Source organism: Shewanella sp. SM29 (assembly GCF_025654245.1).
GTDB classification, from domain to species: Bacteria; Pseudomonadota; Gammaproteobacteria; order Enterobacterales; family Shewanellaceae; genus Shewanella; species Shewanella oncorhynchi.
Map to the genome: position 1 here is coordinate 146,510 of NZ_JAKKRN010000006.1, position 16,068 is coordinate 162,577.

Annotated in this window: 16 protein-coding genes and 1 pseudogene; 7 read left to right on the plus strand and 10 right to left on the minus strand. The window is 44.8% G+C overall.

All coding sequences use genetic code 11. The features are described 5' to 3' along the window. Nucleotides 1–78: 78 nt before the first annotated feature. Nucleotides 79–825: a hypothetical protein gene (locus tag L5L77_RS06200; protein WP_263222325.1), complete on the plus strand. Its 747-nt coding sequence runs from the start codon at nt 79–81 to the stop codon at nt 823–825. A gap of 95 nt (nt 826–920) precedes the next feature. Next, entirely contained in the window at nt 921–1,484 is a 564-nt protein-coding gene (locus L5L77_RS06205; RefSeq protein ID WP_263222327.1) for a hypothetical protein, read from the plus strand. Nucleotides 1,485–1,863: 379 nt separating this feature from the next. Here L5L77_RS06205 and L5L77_RS06210 read toward each other — a convergent pair whose 3' ends face one another. Then, on the minus strand, nt 1,864–3,279 hold the full coding sequence (locus tag L5L77_RS06210) for a DEAD/DEAH box helicase (RefSeq protein ID WP_263222330.1): 1,416 nt from the start codon (nt 3,277–3,279) through the stop codon (nt 1,864–1,866). A gap of 4 nt (nt 3,280–3,283) precedes the next feature. After that, on the minus strand, nt 3,284–3,823 hold the full coding sequence (locus tag L5L77_RS06215; protein WP_263222332.1) for a response regulator: 540 nt from the start codon (nt 3,821–3,823) through the stop codon (nt 3,284–3,286). Between the two features lie 132 nt (nt 3,824–3,955). On the opposite strand from L5L77_RS06215, the gene L5L77_RS06220 reads away from it, so the two are divergent. Next, a complete protein-coding gene (locus L5L77_RS06220) occupies nt 3,956–4,162 on the plus strand; it encodes a helix-turn-helix domain-containing protein (RefSeq protein WP_263222334.1) in 207 nt (68 codons plus the stop codon). Nucleotides 4,163–4,425: 263 nt separating this feature from the next. Here L5L77_RS06220 and L5L77_RS06225 read toward each other — a convergent pair whose 3' ends face one another. Further along, complete coding sequence (locus tag L5L77_RS06225) at nt 4,426–4,971, minus strand: hypothetical protein (RefSeq protein WP_263222337.1); 546 nt, start codon at nt 4,969–4,971, stop codon at nt 4,426–4,428. Between the two features lie 146 nt (nt 4,972–5,117). On the opposite strand from L5L77_RS06225, the gene L5L77_RS06230 reads away from it, so the two are divergent. After that, nucleotides 5,118–5,531 carry a hypothetical protein gene (locus tag L5L77_RS06230; protein ID WP_263222340.1) on the plus strand — a complete coding sequence of 138 codons (414 nt, stop codon included), beginning with the start codon at nt 5,118–5,120 and terminating at the stop codon, nt 5,529–5,531. Next, complete coding sequence (locus L5L77_RS06235; protein ID WP_263222341.1) at nt 5,531–6,835, plus strand: DUF6575 domain-containing protein; 1,305 nt, start codon at nt 5,531–5,533, stop codon at nt 6,833–6,835. Before L5L77_RS06230 ends, L5L77_RS06235 begins: the two co-directional genes overlap by 1 nt. A 242-nt stretch (nt 6,836–7,077) precedes the next feature. Here the strand turns inward: L5L77_RS06235 and L5L77_RS06240 are convergent, their stop codons facing one another. From L5L77_RS06240 to L5L77_RS06250, 3 genes and pseudogenes are all read right to left on the minus strand, one after another. Then, entirely contained in the window at nt 7,078–7,263 is a 186-nt protein-coding gene (locus L5L77_RS06240; RefSeq protein ID WP_263222343.1) for a transposase, read from the minus strand. Nucleotides 7,264–7,304: 41 nt separating this feature from the next. Beyond that, nucleotides 7,305–7,808: pseudogene (locus L5L77_RS06245) on the minus strand (Tn3 family transposase); the annotation flags it as partial. A 256-nt stretch (nt 7,809–8,064) separates the two neighbouring features. Continuing rightward, nucleotides 8,065–10,470 carry a heavy metal translocating P-type ATPase gene (locus tag L5L77_RS06250; protein ID WP_069453487.1) on the minus strand — a complete coding sequence of 802 codons (2,406 nt, stop codon included), beginning with the start codon at nt 10,468–10,470 and terminating at the stop codon, nt 8,065–8,067. Between the two features lie 85 nt (nt 10,471–10,555). On the opposite strand from L5L77_RS06250, the gene cadR reads away from it, so the two are divergent. Then, nucleotides 10,556–10,996, plus strand: coding sequence for a Cd(II)/Pb(II)-responsive transcriptional regulator (cadR, locus tag L5L77_RS06255; RefSeq protein ID WP_011638890.1), 441 nt, complete (start codon nt 10,556–10,558; stop codon nt 10,994–10,996). Nucleotides 10,997–11,134: 138 nt separating this feature from the next. Here cadR and L5L77_RS06260 read toward each other — a convergent pair whose 3' ends face one another. The 4 genes from L5L77_RS06260 to L5L77_RS06275 all read right to left on the minus strand — a co-directional run bounded on the left by L5L77_RS06260 (nt 11,135) and on the right by L5L77_RS06275 (nt 15,165). Beyond that, nucleotides 11,135–12,802 carry an IS66-like element ISSpu21 family transposase gene (locus L5L77_RS06260; protein WP_263222347.1) on the minus strand — a complete coding sequence of 556 codons (1,668 nt, stop codon included), beginning with the start codon at nt 12,800–12,802 and terminating at the stop codon, nt 11,135–11,137. Nucleotides 12,803–12,823: 21 nt separating this feature from the next. After that, nucleotides 12,824–13,174, minus strand: coding sequence for an IS66 family insertion sequence element accessory protein TnpB (tnpB, locus tag L5L77_RS06265; protein WP_014610304.1), 351 nt, complete (start codon nt 13,172–13,174; stop codon nt 12,824–12,826). Further along, the gene (gene tnpA / locus L5L77_RS06270; protein ID WP_133040548.1) at nt 13,174–13,455 is read right to left on the minus strand and encodes an IS66 family insertion sequence element accessory protein TnpA; all 282 of its coding nucleotides are present in this window, start codon (nt 13,453–13,455) and stop codon (nt 13,174–13,176) included. The genes tnpB and tnpA overlap by 1 nt, the downstream gene beginning before the upstream one ends. Before the next feature lie 249 nt (nt 13,456–13,704). Beyond that, complete coding sequence (locus L5L77_RS06275) at nt 13,705–15,165, minus strand: radical SAM/SPASM domain-containing protein (protein WP_263222353.1); 1,461 nt, start codon at nt 15,163–15,165, stop codon at nt 13,705–13,707. 421 nt (nt 15,166–15,586) lie between these two features. On the opposite strand from L5L77_RS06275, the gene L5L77_RS06280 reads away from it, so the two are divergent. After that, nucleotides 15,587–15,826: a hypothetical protein gene (locus tag L5L77_RS06280; RefSeq protein ID WP_263222355.1), complete on the plus strand. Its 240-nt coding sequence runs from the start codon at nt 15,587–15,589 to the stop codon at nt 15,824–15,826. The last annotated feature ends 242 nt before the right edge of the window (nt 15,827–16,068 follow it).

The following is a 16,068-nucleotide window of genomic DNA, read 5'->3' on the forward strand; positions in this document are numbered from 1 at the left end:
CCATTGTGAGCTTCGTGTATCTTTGCACAACTGTTGGTGTTTGAGACTATATAACTCATTTGAGGAAAACTCATAAAAATGGCTAAACGGGACGACTTCAAAGCCGCTGTAGTGCGAAAGGTTGCTGAGCGCGCTGCATACATTTGCAGCAATCCTTACTGTCGCAGGATCACCATCGGGCCTGACCAAGCCGCATCGAATCTTTCAATTAAAACAGGGGAAGCTGCTCATATTTGCGCTGCCAGTCCGGGCGGTCCTCGCTATGACATGTCACAGACAATTCAACAAAGAAGTGGAATAGCCAATGCAATTTGGCTTTGTGGTGCCTGCGCGGACTTAGTCGATAAGAATGGTGGGCATGGTTATCCCGCAGAACATCTCCGAAAGTGGAAGCGTGATCATGAGTCATTAATGAAGGACTGTCTCGAGGGTGGAAAAAGAGTAGTGTTTCAATTTCTTCCTCACCGGCCGGACGAGAAGTTAGCTAAACGATTGATTTGTCTTTTGGAAGATAAAGGCAGCCTTTTTGAACCGTATGATCAGGAGGATCCCAAAAGGGTCTTTGAGTCTCTTAAGGAGCTGCGGCTACTCATCACAGGAATCCGGGCTGAAATTTCTCCAGATTCCCCGCTATCCATCATTGCCGAATCTATCGTTCGAGCTTGCCGCCATTACATGAATTCAACGCCTGACAATCCAGACCTCCAAGAGCTCAATTTTTCCTTGGGTGCTGTGAGGAAAGTGGTTGGAGTGAACGTCGGTGATCTCATGAAGCATTATGAGATCACTATCAGTAGTGAACTCCAATCAATAGTCCCGGAATGAGTTCTAACAAGCGCTGGCACTGGGACAAAATTTCCACTGCGCGCCAATTTTAGTTGGCTACTACAGCTGCTAGCGTTAAATGCTAAGGAAGCAAAATGTACGAAACAAAATTTAAAGAAGCCCTAGCAAGAACGCGTAAGTTTGGTTTGTCTTTACCAGATGTGGTTTCATCCGGCCAGAACAGATTTTTAAGCGAAAAAGCTCAAAATGAATTACCTTTCATAATCCGAGATAACCTAGGTATTCTCGATGAAGACGAAATTGTGCTTCAATGCTTATTGCTCAATATCCGTTTGAAAAATGTATTCTCTGAGTATTTCAATTGCCCAATTTATTACACTATTGGTTATGTTGGAATTGATGGTCATTATATGTATAAGCAAACGGAAGAGTCATTGTTTTCAATGCTAGAAAACGAAGCCGAAGGTCCTAGTGTCAGTCTTCATGCTTGGTTAACATTACCCTCAATGGAAATTCTTGATTTCTCAATTGCAACATCTTATGGAAGAGTAAATGGAATCAAAGATATGATGGGTGCTGCTTTGGCTTTACATCCTAGTGAGCTGACTGGCGGTATGTCATATCATCCTATGATTGTGGGCGAAGATTTTTTACTTAAAATAGGGGCTATGAAACTGTATGTTAATATTGGCAGCTAACAAATAAGGATAGGCCGCGCGTAGCCGCGACCTTATCCCAAGTGTTAAACAAGCCCGTTGCTGGTTATTGACACTTTATTATGCAAATAGCTGATTGAAAATTTGTGCTGGCGAAGGTCTTATTTTGAAAGAGACTGTTGTGCAGATATGACCCGCCCTTAGCGAATGAGCTAATATTTTTATCACTTGTTTATCAAGCTGTTATCGAGTCCTTATTCTGTGTGGTTAACCCGTTATCCTTATACGTCTCGCCTTAGGCGGTGATATTAGCGCCTGTCGGTCGATGACTCATATGAACGTCCATAAAATACATAGCTTGGTGGCAACAAGGGTGATAGTGTCGAGGACAATGGTAGCTCCATAATTTAGAGGTTTGATTTTAAAACGGCGAGTTAAAAGTTGAGACAACTTTTTCTCTAAAGCCACCTAAGAGTTCGAATGATAGTGATGTTGAGGTGCCAAAATATTCCCCCGAGAAAATCTCTGTAGAATACGATTGTGTCTGTTTATCGAGGTATTGCCTGCCAATATTCAGAAAATTGCTATTAGTCGGAGGCTTTGTTGTCACTGTTATATCATTGGCTTTGGGTTGATCGTGTTTGAGTTTCATCTCGATTGGCTCAGTAAATAACACAGGGATATCGGGTATTTCTTCTGCTATACGATTGGCAAATTCTACAAGTTTTGGTTCAGCAAATGTGTATAGCCAAGCTTGCTGATTAAGCGAATCATTAGTGCGTAAAATACGACCTAAAACCTGTCTAAAATAAAGCTCAGTTTTTACTCGACTAAGGTGGCAGCAAACCTGCAGACGAGGAATGTCAGTCCCCTCACTTATCATGCCTACACTCACGATCCAGTTAGTTGTGCTGTTTCTGAATTCATTTATCTTGGTTGAGGGATCGTCCTCTTTGTAGGTAACTATCTGAGCTGTTTCACTAAACTCCGTTTTTAGCATATTAAAGATATATGCGGCGTGCGATATTGATGAAGCGACGATGAGTCCAGCAGCATTAGGATTGGACTGTTTTATCTCCCCAAGTTTGTCCGTTGCTAGCGATAAAGTATGTAGAATTGCTTCATGATTTTTGATGACCGACTGGTATGAGATCGATGAGCATTTAAATAAGTCATCTAAGCAACTGTATGTCTTCGTTTCGTTTTCTTCGTCAGTAACTGAAATGTTGTCATTATCAATAAGTACAATCTGGGGGCTACGACACACACCGTCGGCAACGGCTTCCTTCAGGCCATACACATAGTCACATTGAATTTGATTATCAGGGTCGGTATATCGAGATAAAACAATCGGCGCTTGGTCTGAACGCCAAGGCGTACCAGTTAATGCTAGGGTGTACTGCGCTTGGGCTTGTATGTTGAGTAGGATTTCTTCCCCCCATGCGTTTGCATCTTCAACAGAGCTCCCTGCGCAATGATGGATCTCATCAAAGATGACGAGGACTCGATTTTTTCTCAGTAATTGCCAAAAATCCTCTTTAAAAGCCAACATTCCTTGGTAAGTATAAGAGCAACCAACTGAACCTATCACGCCATCAAATCGGCACTCCAGACGATTGGAAAATGTCTGTTTCATCCCTTGAGAGATATTCACTGATGGAGAGAAGCACAACACAAAATCGATTAGACCATCCTCAAATAGTTTCGCAGCAACTTCGGCGGCCATAATTGATTTGCCTGCACCAGGTGTTGCTAAGCAAAGGAAATGTTTGTGAGCACCATGAAAGTGCCTTAGAGCGCGTTTGACGCACTCAGATTGCCATTGTCTAAGTTGCATGGAGTTACTTTTGCTGATGGGTAATAGCTGATTTAATCGCTTTGATTTGACCTAGCAGTTTTGAGCTCGTTTCACGAGCCAACAAATACTGTGATTCGAGATGAGCTTTCATTTCAGGAAAGGATTGGTATAAGCGCATATATTCTTCCGACTCACCTATGCTCGTAAGTAAATCGATTTCTGACTGCTTGAGTCGCTCTTCTAATTGTTTAATAGTATTATGCTTTTCCCTATTTGTAGGTGTTACCTCTACGGCTTCGGATTTTTTTGCGCTTTGCAGGATGAAATTCGTTTGGAAAAAATTTGTTGTCTTTTGATAAGTCGTTTCCTTCGACTGTGGGTCTACATTTTTATCTAAGAGCCCCTTTTTCACGAGTCTGTGGACCTGCTGATAAATGAAATTGTAAGTTTTACTGACAGTTAAACTGCTAGTTGAAACAGCAAGATAAGCATCGCGTAAACTCATAACTTGAAAATTGTTGAAGCTCTCGTCCTGAAGAATGGTATGTAAAGTCGGGCATATTTTGATTGAGGCTTTAGACATGACGTTCTCGCAAGAGGCTGTTTAGTGCTCGTACTAGGCATTAGAAGAGCATTGGTTTTACAAATGCGGATTATAATCCGTGGCATTATAAGCCGCAACTTTGGATAGTCTTTCTCTTTAGCGAGATGAAAAATGAAAGACTTAGCAATCCAATTTGGAGCTAAATTACGAGAAGAACGTAAACGGCGTGGTATTTCCCAAGAAAAAGTTGCGTTATTGACTGAGATAGACCGTAGTTATATGGGACGAATAGAGCGTGGGGAGGTAAACATCACGCTCGAAAAGGCTTATCAGTTGGCGGAAGTATTGGGATGTGATATCAGAGTACTCTTGCCATAGGTTAAGTTGTTGCGCCTAAGGCAATTTTTAATGTTGCGTATTCATATTATTTTATATTTTTCAATTTGTTGTGTAAGTGTCGCAATCAAAGAAGACTTATTTTATGTAAGACTAATGATTAATTATAAAGTTACAAAACATATTATTTATGCTGAAGGAGGTTATCCCAAACCTACGCAAGGTTTACTTACATTCATATATTACGATTAAGGGCTTCAAAAGCCATATGTCATCTTAAGGGCCTTAATGTGATATGAATTCATCTAAGATAGTTCTCCGGCATTTAGAACATTTTTGGACAGATTTTGTAATTTTTTAACAAAAACATCCCAGTTATATCCAGCTATACCACCTATCGCTAGATAACCCAAAGTCGCATTTTCAGGATTTTTTGCATCAGCTAGATCACCAGACAAAACAACTAGGCCGCTTTGTATAATTGCAAATATAAGTATTCCAACTAAAAGTGCCAATAGCGGAGAAAACCAAAAGCCCCACAAGTGATCAGGATCGAAGGACTTATCAATTGCAATGTATCGGTGAAACGAGATTATCCCCAGAATAGCACTACCGAATAGTGCACCTATCATTGTGAAAATTAAGTAATTCACTAACGTTGGGATTGAGTGAGGATCTTCAACTGCCCAAAGCTTTAAAATAAAAGAGAAGTTTGTTAGCAATCCATCCACTAGAGCCCAGATACCAGCCAATGAGTACGAGAAAATATAAATTGGAACCAACCAAGCAAGTCTACTGTATTTTGAAGGTGTAACTGTGCGATCAGATGTACTTTCTTGTTCTTTATTCATTATTAACTTTAACCATGCAATTAAATGTTCGAGATATATTGCGATAAACACTATAAATTAACAAGAAACATATGATAGTATTGAAATTATTAAATATCATTTTACTCAAAAGCTCCGCATCGGAAGCGAGATAGATAAGAAAAAGCATGAGTATCGATAGCTTAAATTACTGTTGGCCAGCAGACTTTCCTGAAGATGTTCCTAAAAGCAGCGATGTAATTCCGGCTGAAGGTAGAGTGTATCGCCTTGTCAGAACTGTCCCACCAACAGGGATAGACTTCCAAAGACACAGAGATGAAAAACCTGACTATGTGTACTACACCAAAGATATACCAATGTCTTATGGCGTATCCTTTTGGTCTAAATTATCTAGAATTCGGAATGTTGAGAAAAATTATCCAGCACCTGAACAGTTTGGGCGTTGGCAAACCGTTTGTGGTAATTTATGCCCAGAGCTAGGGGTGATTCCTGTTGTTATACAGAATAATGGCCACGTTACATTATGGGTTCAAGAAGGAGCTGAGCCTCATAAGCACATTAAGGATGAGGTTGAAGAATAATGAATACTTTGCCAAAAGACACCTTTCTCGGTCGATTAAGTTTCTTTGAAATCTATGATGACTTTTTTGGACCGAAGTGCTTTTCTGTGAGAGATGATTTGCAACAACTCTATCTCGTCTATTGGAGTGGTGATTACGATGAAGGCACTGTCACCAAATGGCTATATATGCCTGTATCACAAAGAATACTCGATGAATTACTTCGTGAGGAATATAGTTTCCATGAGGCTTTCTCTAACTCTAAGCGCTTGCTAGTTGTTTCCACATATGCGTCAGAACGTAACCAAAAAACAATTGTTGAAACACTAAGTGGAGATGACCTACATTCAGTAAATCTTCCGCCCACTAACTTCTCTATCGATCCTTTAGATATTCAATCGATTGCTCCTGAATCAAGATGGGATTTTAATTTACGTATCGCTAAGCGAAGTGGTAAAGGGTCACCTGCGGATAATGCTATAACTAAAGTTCTCGATGCATTTGGTGAGATAATTCGACTATTAATGAAAGATGAACGGAATAAACAACCTGCTATTTACCCATTAACTGCAGGATATAGTTCATTTGATGTAAAGTTAGGTACAAGTAATCAGGAAAGAGCAGCAGTTGCTATTGAGTTACTGGAATCAATTTTATCTGATAAGAATAATATTGAAGAAAGATTAGATGAGCTGGGTATGGACCCGTATCGACTAAAGGACTTATTGGATATAGTGAATTTAGAAAAGCTGGAGTTAACTCTTAAATCAAAGACTTCTGACACGCTGAGGAAGCCGATTAAGATTGGTTCTGGTAATTTATTACCTATAATTAAAAAGCTTGAAGAAAGTACAAATATTGTAATTGATTCACTCAAAGTTCCTCAAGCAAATTGCCTTGACCGTGTTGTTGATATTGTTAAACATAGGGTTAATGGTGGTGAATTAAGGCATGAACTGATTGACGGTATAACTTCGGATCGCCAAGTTAGTTATCACACCCATGCTGCACGTTGTTTGGGTTTGCTTAACAGAAACAACACAATTACATCAGCTGGTCGAGTTTTAGCGCAGAAGAGTAGTAAAGTGGCTCAATATCAGTTTTTAGCCGATAGAGTTGAGTCCAGTGATTTTGGTTGGGCATGGATGAAGTGGGCTGGTGTCGCAGATATTACAGATCTTGATCCTGACTCAGCAGAGCCATTTATTCGGGAGTGTGTTAAAGGGCTTAGAAGGACAAGTATAAATAGACGTGCGAGTAGCCTCTCTAGCTGGATAGCTATTTTGAAAAAACATCGTAGAGAATATGGTGAAGACAAAGTATAGTTATAAATATCATATCGTTAATTAAAACAAAAAGTACCCAATGGTACTTTTTGTTTTAATTGCTCATACATATTTTTCTATGGGAAGCCTGCCATGACGTTAATTCTGCTTTGCTGAAATAGCTGCACCTGAGTGAAATCGTATATTCCTAGATTTTATATAAGGAGACTAAATACCTCTGTTAGGTAAGCGTCCATTTTAGGACGTATTGACGCCTTATAGATTTCTGCCAAGCATCCTGGCTAGATGTCTTTCATGATCTGCACCAGTCCTGGTGGGATTTTCCACTGGCGGTTATCATCGCTGACCACCATCACTGATTTCTTGTTGATTTTGATAACCACGCCGAACACTTGGCCTTCTTTGGCCTTGAAGTGGACTTTTTGGCCTAAACGTAGCTGGCTTAGAACATTGATGTCCTTTTGCAAACGTAAGTGGGGTCGTCTCAGAAAACGGAAAATAAAGCACGCTAAGCCGGTGGCAGCGGTCGCAATGGCCTGAACTTCCCCGCACCGACCTTGGCACTGCTGCGCCATAGGTAATCGCCGGTCAGGTTGATATGCTCCCACCCCAGCGGGGACAGATATTGCAGCAACGTGTCGTCCAGCGCCATGCCGTGGGCACGCAAAGCACTGGTGGCACGCTCCAGATAGACCGTGTTCCACAACACGATGGCCGCCGTCACCAGATTGAGGCCGCTGGCCCGGTAGCGCTGCTGCTCAAAACTGCGGTCGCGGATTTCACCCAATCGGTAGAAGAAGACCGCCCTGGCCAGCGCGTTGCGCGCCTCGCCCTTATTCAGCCCCGCATGGACGCGGCGGCGCAGCTCCACGCTTTGCAGCCAATCCAGAATGAACAGCGTGCGCTCGATGCGCCCCAGCTCGCGCAGGGCGACGGCCAAGCCGTTTTGGCGCGGATAGCTGCCGAGCTTGCGCAGCATCAGCGAGGCCGTCACCGTGCCCTGCTTGATGGCTAAATTTGCCCAACGCGCCAAAAGTGTAAAGTTAGATTTATGCACGAGGTAACAACTTGTTTTCAATATCAAATACACCTTAAACCTAAAAATTAAAAATTTGCCATAATCTCTTTAGAGATTTTGATAACCGACTTATGATAGTAGTTTTGATAGGTGATAAATTACTCTATCAAATTGTATACATTTTGAACCTTATAAAATTCGGCTAAATTTACGTTTTAACCGCGTTGGGCAAATTTAGCCAATTTCCAGCTCATTTGCGCAACAGCCTCAAGCCATTGCCAACGACGAGCAAGCTGGCCCCCATATCAGCAAACACCGCCATCCACATGGTCGCTTGACCCGTGAAGGTCAGCACCAGAAATACTGCCTTGATGCCAAGGGCCAGCACAATGTTTTGCATCAGCACCTGCGCCGTCGCACGCGACAGGCGCACGAAGGTCGGAATCTTGCCCAGGTTGTCGTCCATCAGGGCCACGTCAGCGGTCTCGATGGCGGTATCTGTGCCAGCCGCTCCCATGGCAAAGCCGATGTCCGCACGCGCCAAGGCCGGGGCATCGTTGATGCCATCACCGACCATGCCGACCTTGCCCTTTATGGCCAGTAGCTCAACTTCGCGCAGTTTGTCGTCTGGGAGCAGATTGCCTTGCGCACGGTCGATCCCGGCTTGTGCGGCAATGGCCTGTGTCGTGTGGGGGTTGTCGCCGGTCAGCATCATGGTGTTGATGCCCAGTGCATGAAGCTCGGCAATGGCGCTCCTGCTGCTTTCCTTGATGGTGTCCGCTACGGCAAATAAGGCATGAACCCCTTTTGCGCTGACCAACATCACGACAGTTTTACCCATGGTTTCCAGCGCCGCGATGCGCTGTTCCAGCTCGGGAGTACGCTGCCCCAGCTCTTCTAGCATCCGCTGGTTGCCAAGATGGTAGGTTTCACCGTTGATTTGGCCCTGCACACCCCGACCGGGCAGCGCGTTGAATTCGGCCACGTCGAGCAAGGCAACCCCGTCCGTCTGCGCGGCCTGTGCCACCGCCTTGGATACAGGATGGTCCGAGCGGGCCGCCAGACTGGCAGCGATGCTGCGGCTGTCCGAGGCGAGTGCATTGCCCCATGTGACAAAGTCGGTCTGTGCGGGCTTGCCGTGCGTGATCGTGCCGGTCTTGTCCAGAGCCAGCCAGCGCAGCTTGCGGCCTTCTTCCAGATAGACGCCACCTTTGATGAGAATGCCGTGGCGGGCGGCGGCGGCCAGGCCGCTGACGATGCTGACCGGTGTAGAGATCACCAGTGCGCACGGGCAGGCGACCACCAGCAGAACCAATGCACGGTAGATCCAGTCGAGCCATGCCGCACCCATGAACAGCGGCGGCAACAACGCGACGGCGATGGCAACGCCGAATACAACGGGGGTGTACCAGCGGGCGAACTGATCGACAAAACGCTGAGTCGGCGCACGACTACCTTGCGCAGCCTCTACCGCGTGAATGATCCGGGCCAAAGTGGAGTTGTTGGCCAAGGCGGTGACGCGGTACTCGAACGAGCCGGATTCGTTGATCGTGCCAGCGAACACCGAATCACCGGGGGATTTTTCGACCGGGAGGCTTTCACCCGTGATCGGGGCTTGGTTGACGGCAGAGCGGCCTTCCAGCACCTCACCATCAAGGGCGATGCGCTCACCTGGTTTGACCCGGACGCGGGCGCCGATGGTGATTTGCTTGGCGCCCACCTCGCGCCATGTGCCGTCAGCCTGCTGTACCGTGGCCTGTTCCGGGGTCAGGTCGAGCAGGCCACGGATAGCGTTACGAGCGCGATCCAGCGATTTGGCTTCGATTACCTCGGCCAGCGCGAACAGTACCATCACCATTGCCGCTTCGGGCCAGTGGCCGATCAACATGGCACCCGTGACCGCAATCGACATGAGGGCGTTCATGTTGAGATTACGGTTCTTGAGCGCAATCCACCCCTTCTTGTAGGTGGAGAGGCCACCCGTGAAGACCGCGACAAGTGCCAGAACGACAACCGACCAGTGATTGCCGTTGTGGAGCCAGTAGACCGCCTCGGCCGCCGATGCAGTGACCAAGGAGATGCCCAGCGGCCACCAGTTGGTCGGCGTGGTCACAGGGGCGGCGGATGGAGATGCGACCTCTGCCGTGTCCACGACCTGCGCCTCGAATCCAAGCGCTTGCAGTGCCACGAGCACGTCTGGCAGAACCTGGTTCGCATGGCGTACCGACAGCGTGCGCTGCATCAGGTTGAAATCGAGATCAGCAACACCGGCCACGGTGCCGAGCTTGTTGCGGATCAACGTCTCTTCGGTCGGGCAATCCATCTTGGCAATGGACAGCTTGGTCGTCTGCTCGGCCGACGCCTGATCCATGCGCACAGCTTGCATGCCGATGGCCTTCAGCGCCTGCTCGACGGGAGACAACGAAGGCAATTCGTGTCGCACGGCCAAGGTACGTTGCATCAGGTTGAATTCAAGACCCGCCACCCCCGCCAGACCGGCCAGTTTGCTTCGGATCAGCGCCTCTTCGGTCGGGCAATCCATGTTCTCGATGCGGTACACCGCTTGAGCCGATCCGGTTGCCAGCGGGGCCGGTGCCGTGGGTTGGATGATCGGCTCAGTCGTGCAGCCACACCCCTTTGAAGCGCATTCGCTCATGAGTAACTCCTGAAAATCTTCTATTCAGCCTCCATTAAAATCTCTATAGTCACTATAGAGTCAAGTGATAATTGGAGATTGATGCATGGAAATCAGAATTGGCGACCTCGCCAAGCGCTCTGGGTGCGAGGTCGTGACCATCCGCTACTACGAGAAGGAAGGGCTACTGCCGAAGCCAGCGCGAAGCGGTGGCAACTTCCGGCTGTACGGTGAGGCGCACATTGAGCGCTTGCAATTCATCCGTCATTGCCGTTCGCTCGAGATGACGTTGAGCGAGATTCGCGCATTGCTGGGTCTGCGAGACAACCCGATGCAGGACTGTGGGGAGGTCAACACGCTGCTGGAGGCCCATATTCAACAGGTGGAAATGCGTGTGTCCGCGCTGTTGCAGTTAAAACGGCACTTGGTTGATTTGCGCGAGAAGTGTTCTGGCTCTCGATCTGTAGAGGCGTGCGGCATTTTGCAAGGGTTGGGCAATTGCAATTGCCATGGTGAAAGTGCCACGAACAGTCAAACATCTGGGTAAGTAAGGGCTTAGCGTGCTTTATTTTCCGTTTTCTGAGGCGACCCCTAAGTAGTCTATCCGCTTGCAGATTAGCTCGTTCAGGTCATGTAATTCGTCTAAGGTTAGGTCTTCTATGCGCATATCGCCTCCGTCTGGAGGCTATTCTACCGAAGTGGCGGGTAAAGCAAAGAGGTCTGAACGCAGTGGATTATCGGCGAACTGGGTTTTCCAATACCGTGGCGTCAGTTCATGTACCAGGCTGGCAGGGTGTTGGCTGATACGTAGCAGTACATCGGTCAGATAATCGTTTACATTGATATCATGCAATCGACAAGTGACTATCAGGCTTTGGATAACGCCAACATGCTCAGCACCGATTTCTGTCCAACAGAACAACCAATTTTTTCTCCCCATGGGTATGGGCCTGAGCGCCCGCTCCAGATGGTTTGTATCCAGCGGCACATCGGGGTCTTCTAAGAAGACACGCAGTGCCATTTCTTTGCTTTGTACATAGCCAATCGCTTTGTAGAGGGGGTCTTTTGGCAGCAGCGTCAGGTTATGCAGGGTGTCATCACACCACGTAAAGAAGCGGTCAACCACCGGTTTGCTGTGCGCAAGCCGGTATTGGCGTTTTTTGTCATCCGTGAGCTTTTGGTTTCGGATAGTCTCTTCTATCTCATACAGCTTGGCGATTAGGCTTATCGCTTCTTTGGCCGGTTGTGGCCAGCTGTTTTCGGCTGCAATAAATTGCCGGCGACTGTGCACCCAGCACTGGGCATGGGTCAAGCCCTCATTCGCTTTTATATAACTGGCATAGGCGCTGTAGCCATCGCTTAATAAAGTCCCTTTAAAGCGATGTTTTAATATCTCTTCTATATGTTGCCGCCCGCGGCTGGTGGAGAAGGTAAAAACAATTTCATCCTTATCACCATACACCGGCCAGAAGTAACTTTGCTTCATTTTGCCCGGGCCCGCTTTGCCTGCTTTAATCGGCGTCTCGTCCATTGCCAGCACTTGGCTTTGTAAGATGCTGGTCAGCATCGCATCCACAATCGGATAGAGTAAATCAATACCGCGTGCCACGATGGTGCCCAGTGTGCTGCGGCTTAAAGTAATGCCCGCTGCGGCTAAGCGCTGGTGTTGGCGATACAGCGGCAAGTGGTATTGGAATTTATCCACCAACATGCCGACGATAAAGCTCACATCCGCCACGCTTTTATCCAGCACATTGAACGGCGCTGCGCTTGGCAGGATAGTGTCGCTGTCTTTGTGTTTGATGATTTGCCGGTCATAGCGCAGCACGTCGAAGCTCGCTGGGCGCTGTGCTAAGCGGAAGGTGCTTTTTACGCCAATCACTTCATACTGGTCGGCATCTTCCCCTTTTAACTCGTCTGGTATCAGCGTAATCACTTTCACCGGTACGTTATCGTTAAATCGCAAACCACTGTCATTAACGCAATCATCCGGGCGCTGTTTGCCTTTTCTGCGGGTGTAGGTGGTATATTCGGTTTCACCTTCGGGTTGGGCCAGTGCTGGCACCATATCGCCCAGTAAGCTTAACTGCATACCCAATTCCAAGGCGTGCTTTTCTGACTTCTGACCAAACAACTGCTTCTCAAACCAGGCTAAGCGTTGCTGAATGCCTGCGAAGGTTTCGCGCAATGACGCATGCTCAGTTTCCAGCTTGCCGTACTTTTCTGACCAGGCCTGATTCTCTGCAGAAGCCTGTTGCAACAAACTCTGCAGGCGCGCGATTTCACTGGTCAAATTAACCCGTGTCTCGGCGTCCGCTGCCACGTTGGATGAGGATGAAGGCTTGATTTTCATAGCGTCAATTATACAGACTTATCAAGCGATTGACTGCCCATAGCGCTTCGCTTGTTTCTGGCGAAGTACGGTAATTCCGTCAACGATCATTTGCAGGGTGCAACCGGTGAGTGATTGGATCCCACTCGGATGCGGTTTCACCGGAAACTGGCCTTGCTCGAGGCGCTTAGCCCAGACACAATAGCCTGAGCTTTCGAAGTACAACACCTTCATCTGGGTTTTGCGGGCATTGATAAACACAAAGTACTGGCCGCTTTGTGGATTATGGCAAAGTTTATTGCGCACCAGGGCACTTAAACCGTTAAAGGATTTACGCATATCCACGGGTGTGGTGCACAGCCAGATTTTTTGGTTGGCAGCAGGGATAAACATTATTGCTGGCTAAGGGTAAGTTCAACGCCATTGCCCAGTGACAAGACGATATGCCAGCGGGTGTTACCGTGATGTGCAAGCGCGGATAAATCGATAAACTGTGTATCCTGGTGCACATTAGCTTGCTCAGTTTGTGGTGATAGACGTTGCCGCCATTTATAAAATGACATGGTGCTCAGTTGATGGGTTTGGCAAAACTCAGTGATGCTCAGCTCTGATGTGTGCCATAAGTCGATTAATTGCTGCCATTGTGCAGCGTTGCGGTAAGCTCGCTTTGCCATATCACTCTCCTGTAATGATGAGTGCACAGCTTATCGCGCGATCTTAAGTGGGAATAGGACGTCCTAAAATGGACGCTTACTCTGTTAGTAGCTATTCATCATTATCTATTTGAGGATTTTGGTAGGAAATTGAATTTACGGACCAGATATGCCCACCTAACGGTATGCTGACCACAACTTCGTCATCTACTTCTTTTTCAGCAAAGTGTAGTGTGCCACTACATCCTTCTTTTTTTGGCCATCGAATTATTAAGTGATATTGATTTTACTCTGCATAAATATTTCTTTAGTAATTTTAGCGGCTTCACAAAAATATCTATTTACAACAAGGGGATTTCCATCTGAATTTTCATTAGAATTCCTAACCATACACATAGAGCAAAAATCACGATTTTCACATTGAACACAAACTGGTGAATCTTTCTTCTGCAAATTTCGCAAATAATTTACTTCACATCCATTTTCCCATATGTCTTTTATAGTTCTTTCTTTTATATCCCCAATAACATAGCCTTGCCATCCAGGGCATGGGTACACGTTTCCACTCTCTGATATACAAATAGAAGAATAACAGACACTACATATTCGATCATCTTTTTTAGCACTTCTCTTATTTTCAATGTTTTTGCTTAAGTTATATAAATAGTCACTATCTTCCAATATTTTCTCATTGAGGATATCTTTAACCTCAGACAATGAAAGCCTACATTTTAAATTATCTTTTGAGTTATTGTACTCTGCAATTATTTCATAATCTGAACTAACCTTTATAAGGTTTTCTTTGGCCCAATTTAAAACATCTTTATAGTGTTCTTTGTTTTGCTTCATTATTGGGCAACTTATTTGAACTGGCACATCATTTTCTAACAATTTTAAAATTGCCTTTTTTGTTTTATCTAAACTGCCATTCATTTTTGTAATGCCATCATGGATATCACTTTGCATTGAGTATAGTGACACTTGAACTGATAACAATTTATTCTTTTTCATTTCTTCAAAAACAAAATCATCGAGCAAAGTCAAGTTAGTCAACACACTTACAGAAAAATTATACTCTCTGCATTTTTTAAGAAATCCACAAAAGTCTTTATGTAACATTGGTTCTCCCCCACTCAATGTCACATGAAGAACATTTAAATCCTTTGCTTGCTCTAATATTTCATAAAACAAATCGGAATCAATATTTCTTAGCTTTAAGTCATGTGGAATATAACAATGAATACACTTTTCATTGCATTTTCCGGTAACTTCGATATGCAAGCTAGTTAATTGAGGTTTGCCATCAAAATATTTTTCAAAAAAATCTTCGGTTTCTATATTATTAATAACACCAGTTTTAATATCGGTAAACAATTCTTCATCGTGCTTATGATAGGAAAAACTCCAATCTTTTTCTTCACATTCTTCTATTGTTCTTCCAGAAACAACAAACCCGTCACATTCAAGTGTGTCAAAAAAATTAACCACATCTTTTTTAATTACAGTGGAATCAGTATTAGGGTATTTACTATTCAAAAAATCAATTATATTTTCTAGGGATATTGTAGAAAGTCCCAATAACTCAAAAAAGACTGAACCAGTTTCAGATAATATCTTGTCTCCAACCACATTGTCATAATAGTCGATATAACCAAAATTTCTATTATCTGTGATATAGCCAAATGAGTCATATTTTCTAAATAATATGTTTGATTTCTTCTTGTAAAACATAATGCCCCTTAGAAAAGCGACATATTCTATTACATGCCGCTTATAAAGAATTACTAACGATTACTAGGGCCAGGTTTATTACAAGGTCTTCCACTAGGCTTACTGTTAGGCCTGCACTCCGCCCTGTACTCTTTACTTGATGCTAATACTGATGGTTTTTTATAAATCATTTTACAACTCCTTTATAAAATGTGCTGATGATGCATTCACGTTCAAGCATCTAATGAATACCTCACGGAGAGAAAACTACCCTTGATCTTGATCAACTTTCAACAAAATGTAATAAAATAGTTTCCATCCCTGTACCATCGATTTTTTTAGTCAGCAAAAATCAGAACACTCACAATTCTTGGCAGACACTTGTTAGAACTCACTCCGAATATGTCCGAATGATATACAGATCGACCTAAAGAGTTCTGCGATGCAACTGGCATCGAGATACCAGTCAGCTTTTATCGTCACGCAGCTAGCCAGTATGTTGCAATTGATATGGAGCCAACCCCACCAAAACTTGTTGCGAATACTTGGTTCAAGTAAGAAGATTGTGTACTTCTTCAAGAACCTTGCCGCCGAAAAGCAAATGAAAATTTTAGATTTCAAGGAACTCCATGAACTGCTATTTGAAGGTGACGAAAGGTTAAAACGTGGCAATGAGTTCTAACCCTAGGCTCAAGTTCGCTCCCTCAGGTCGCTGGACGCGCCTTCGGTGTATATGCATTAATCCATAGAAATTATAATTCTAAACTCACTAATTCGAGCTAAAAGTCTAACTTGCTTTTGCCCCAAAGCAATTCAGCGTTGTTTCTTCTTGATTGTAAGTTACACAGATTTAGCATTACTTTTTCTTATACTTCAACTAAACAAATTAAGAGTGATTATCGAGTGGTTCAATAGTTATCTATT

Coding starts and splice junctions, on each gene's coding strand:
- L5L77_RS06200 (WP_263222325.1), top strand. CDS start 79: ATGGCTAAACGGGACGACTTCAAAGCCGCTGTAGTGCGAAAGGTTGCT.
- L5L77_RS06205 (WP_263222327.1), top strand. CDS start 921: ATGTACGAAACAAAATTTAAAGAAGCCCTAGCAAGAACGCGTAAGTTT.
- L5L77_RS06210 (WP_263222330.1), bottom strand. CDS start 3,279: ATGCAACTTAGACAATGGCAATCTGAGTGCGTCAAACGCGCTCTAAGG.
- L5L77_RS06215 (WP_263222332.1), bottom strand. CDS start 3,823: ATGTCTAAAGCCTCAATCAAAATATGCCCGACTTTACATACCATTCTT.
- L5L77_RS06220 (WP_263222334.1), top strand. CDS start 3,956: ATGAAAGACTTAGCAATCCAATTTGGAGCTAAATTACGAGAAGAACGT.
- L5L77_RS06225 (WP_263222337.1), bottom strand. CDS start 4,971: ATGAATAAAGAACAAGAAAGTACATCTGATCGCACAGTTACACCTTCA.
- L5L77_RS06230 (WP_263222340.1), top strand. CDS start 5,118: ATGAGTATCGATAGCTTAAATTACTGTTGGCCAGCAGACTTTCCTGAA.
- L5L77_RS06235 (WP_263222341.1), top strand. CDS start 5,531: ATGAATACTTTGCCAAAAGACACCTTTCTCGGTCGATTAAGTTTCTTT.
- L5L77_RS06250 (WP_069453487.1), bottom strand. CDS start 10,470: ATGAGCGAATGCGCTTCAAAGGGGTGTGGCTGCACGACTGAGCCGATC.
- cadR (WP_011638890.1), top strand. CDS start 10,556: ATGGAAATCAGAATTGGCGACCTCGCCAAGCGCTCTGGGTGCGAGGTC.
- L5L77_RS06260 (WP_263222347.1), bottom strand. CDS start 12,802: ATGAAAATCAAGCCTTCATCCTCATCCAACGTGGCAGCGGACGCCGAG.
- tnpB (WP_014610304.1), bottom strand. CDS start 13,174: ATGTTTATCCCTGCTGCCAACCAAAAAATCTGGCTGTGCACCACACCC.
- tnpA (WP_133040548.1), bottom strand. CDS start 13,455: ATGGCAAAGCGAGCTTACCGCAACGCTGCACAATGGCAGCAATTAATC.
- L5L77_RS06275 (WP_263222353.1), bottom strand. CDS start 15,165: ATGTTTTACAAGAAGAAATCAAACATATTATTTAGAAAATATGACTCA.
- L5L77_RS06280 (WP_263222355.1), top strand. CDS start 15,587: ATGCAACTGGCATCGAGATACCAGTCAGCTTTTATCGTCACGCAGCTA.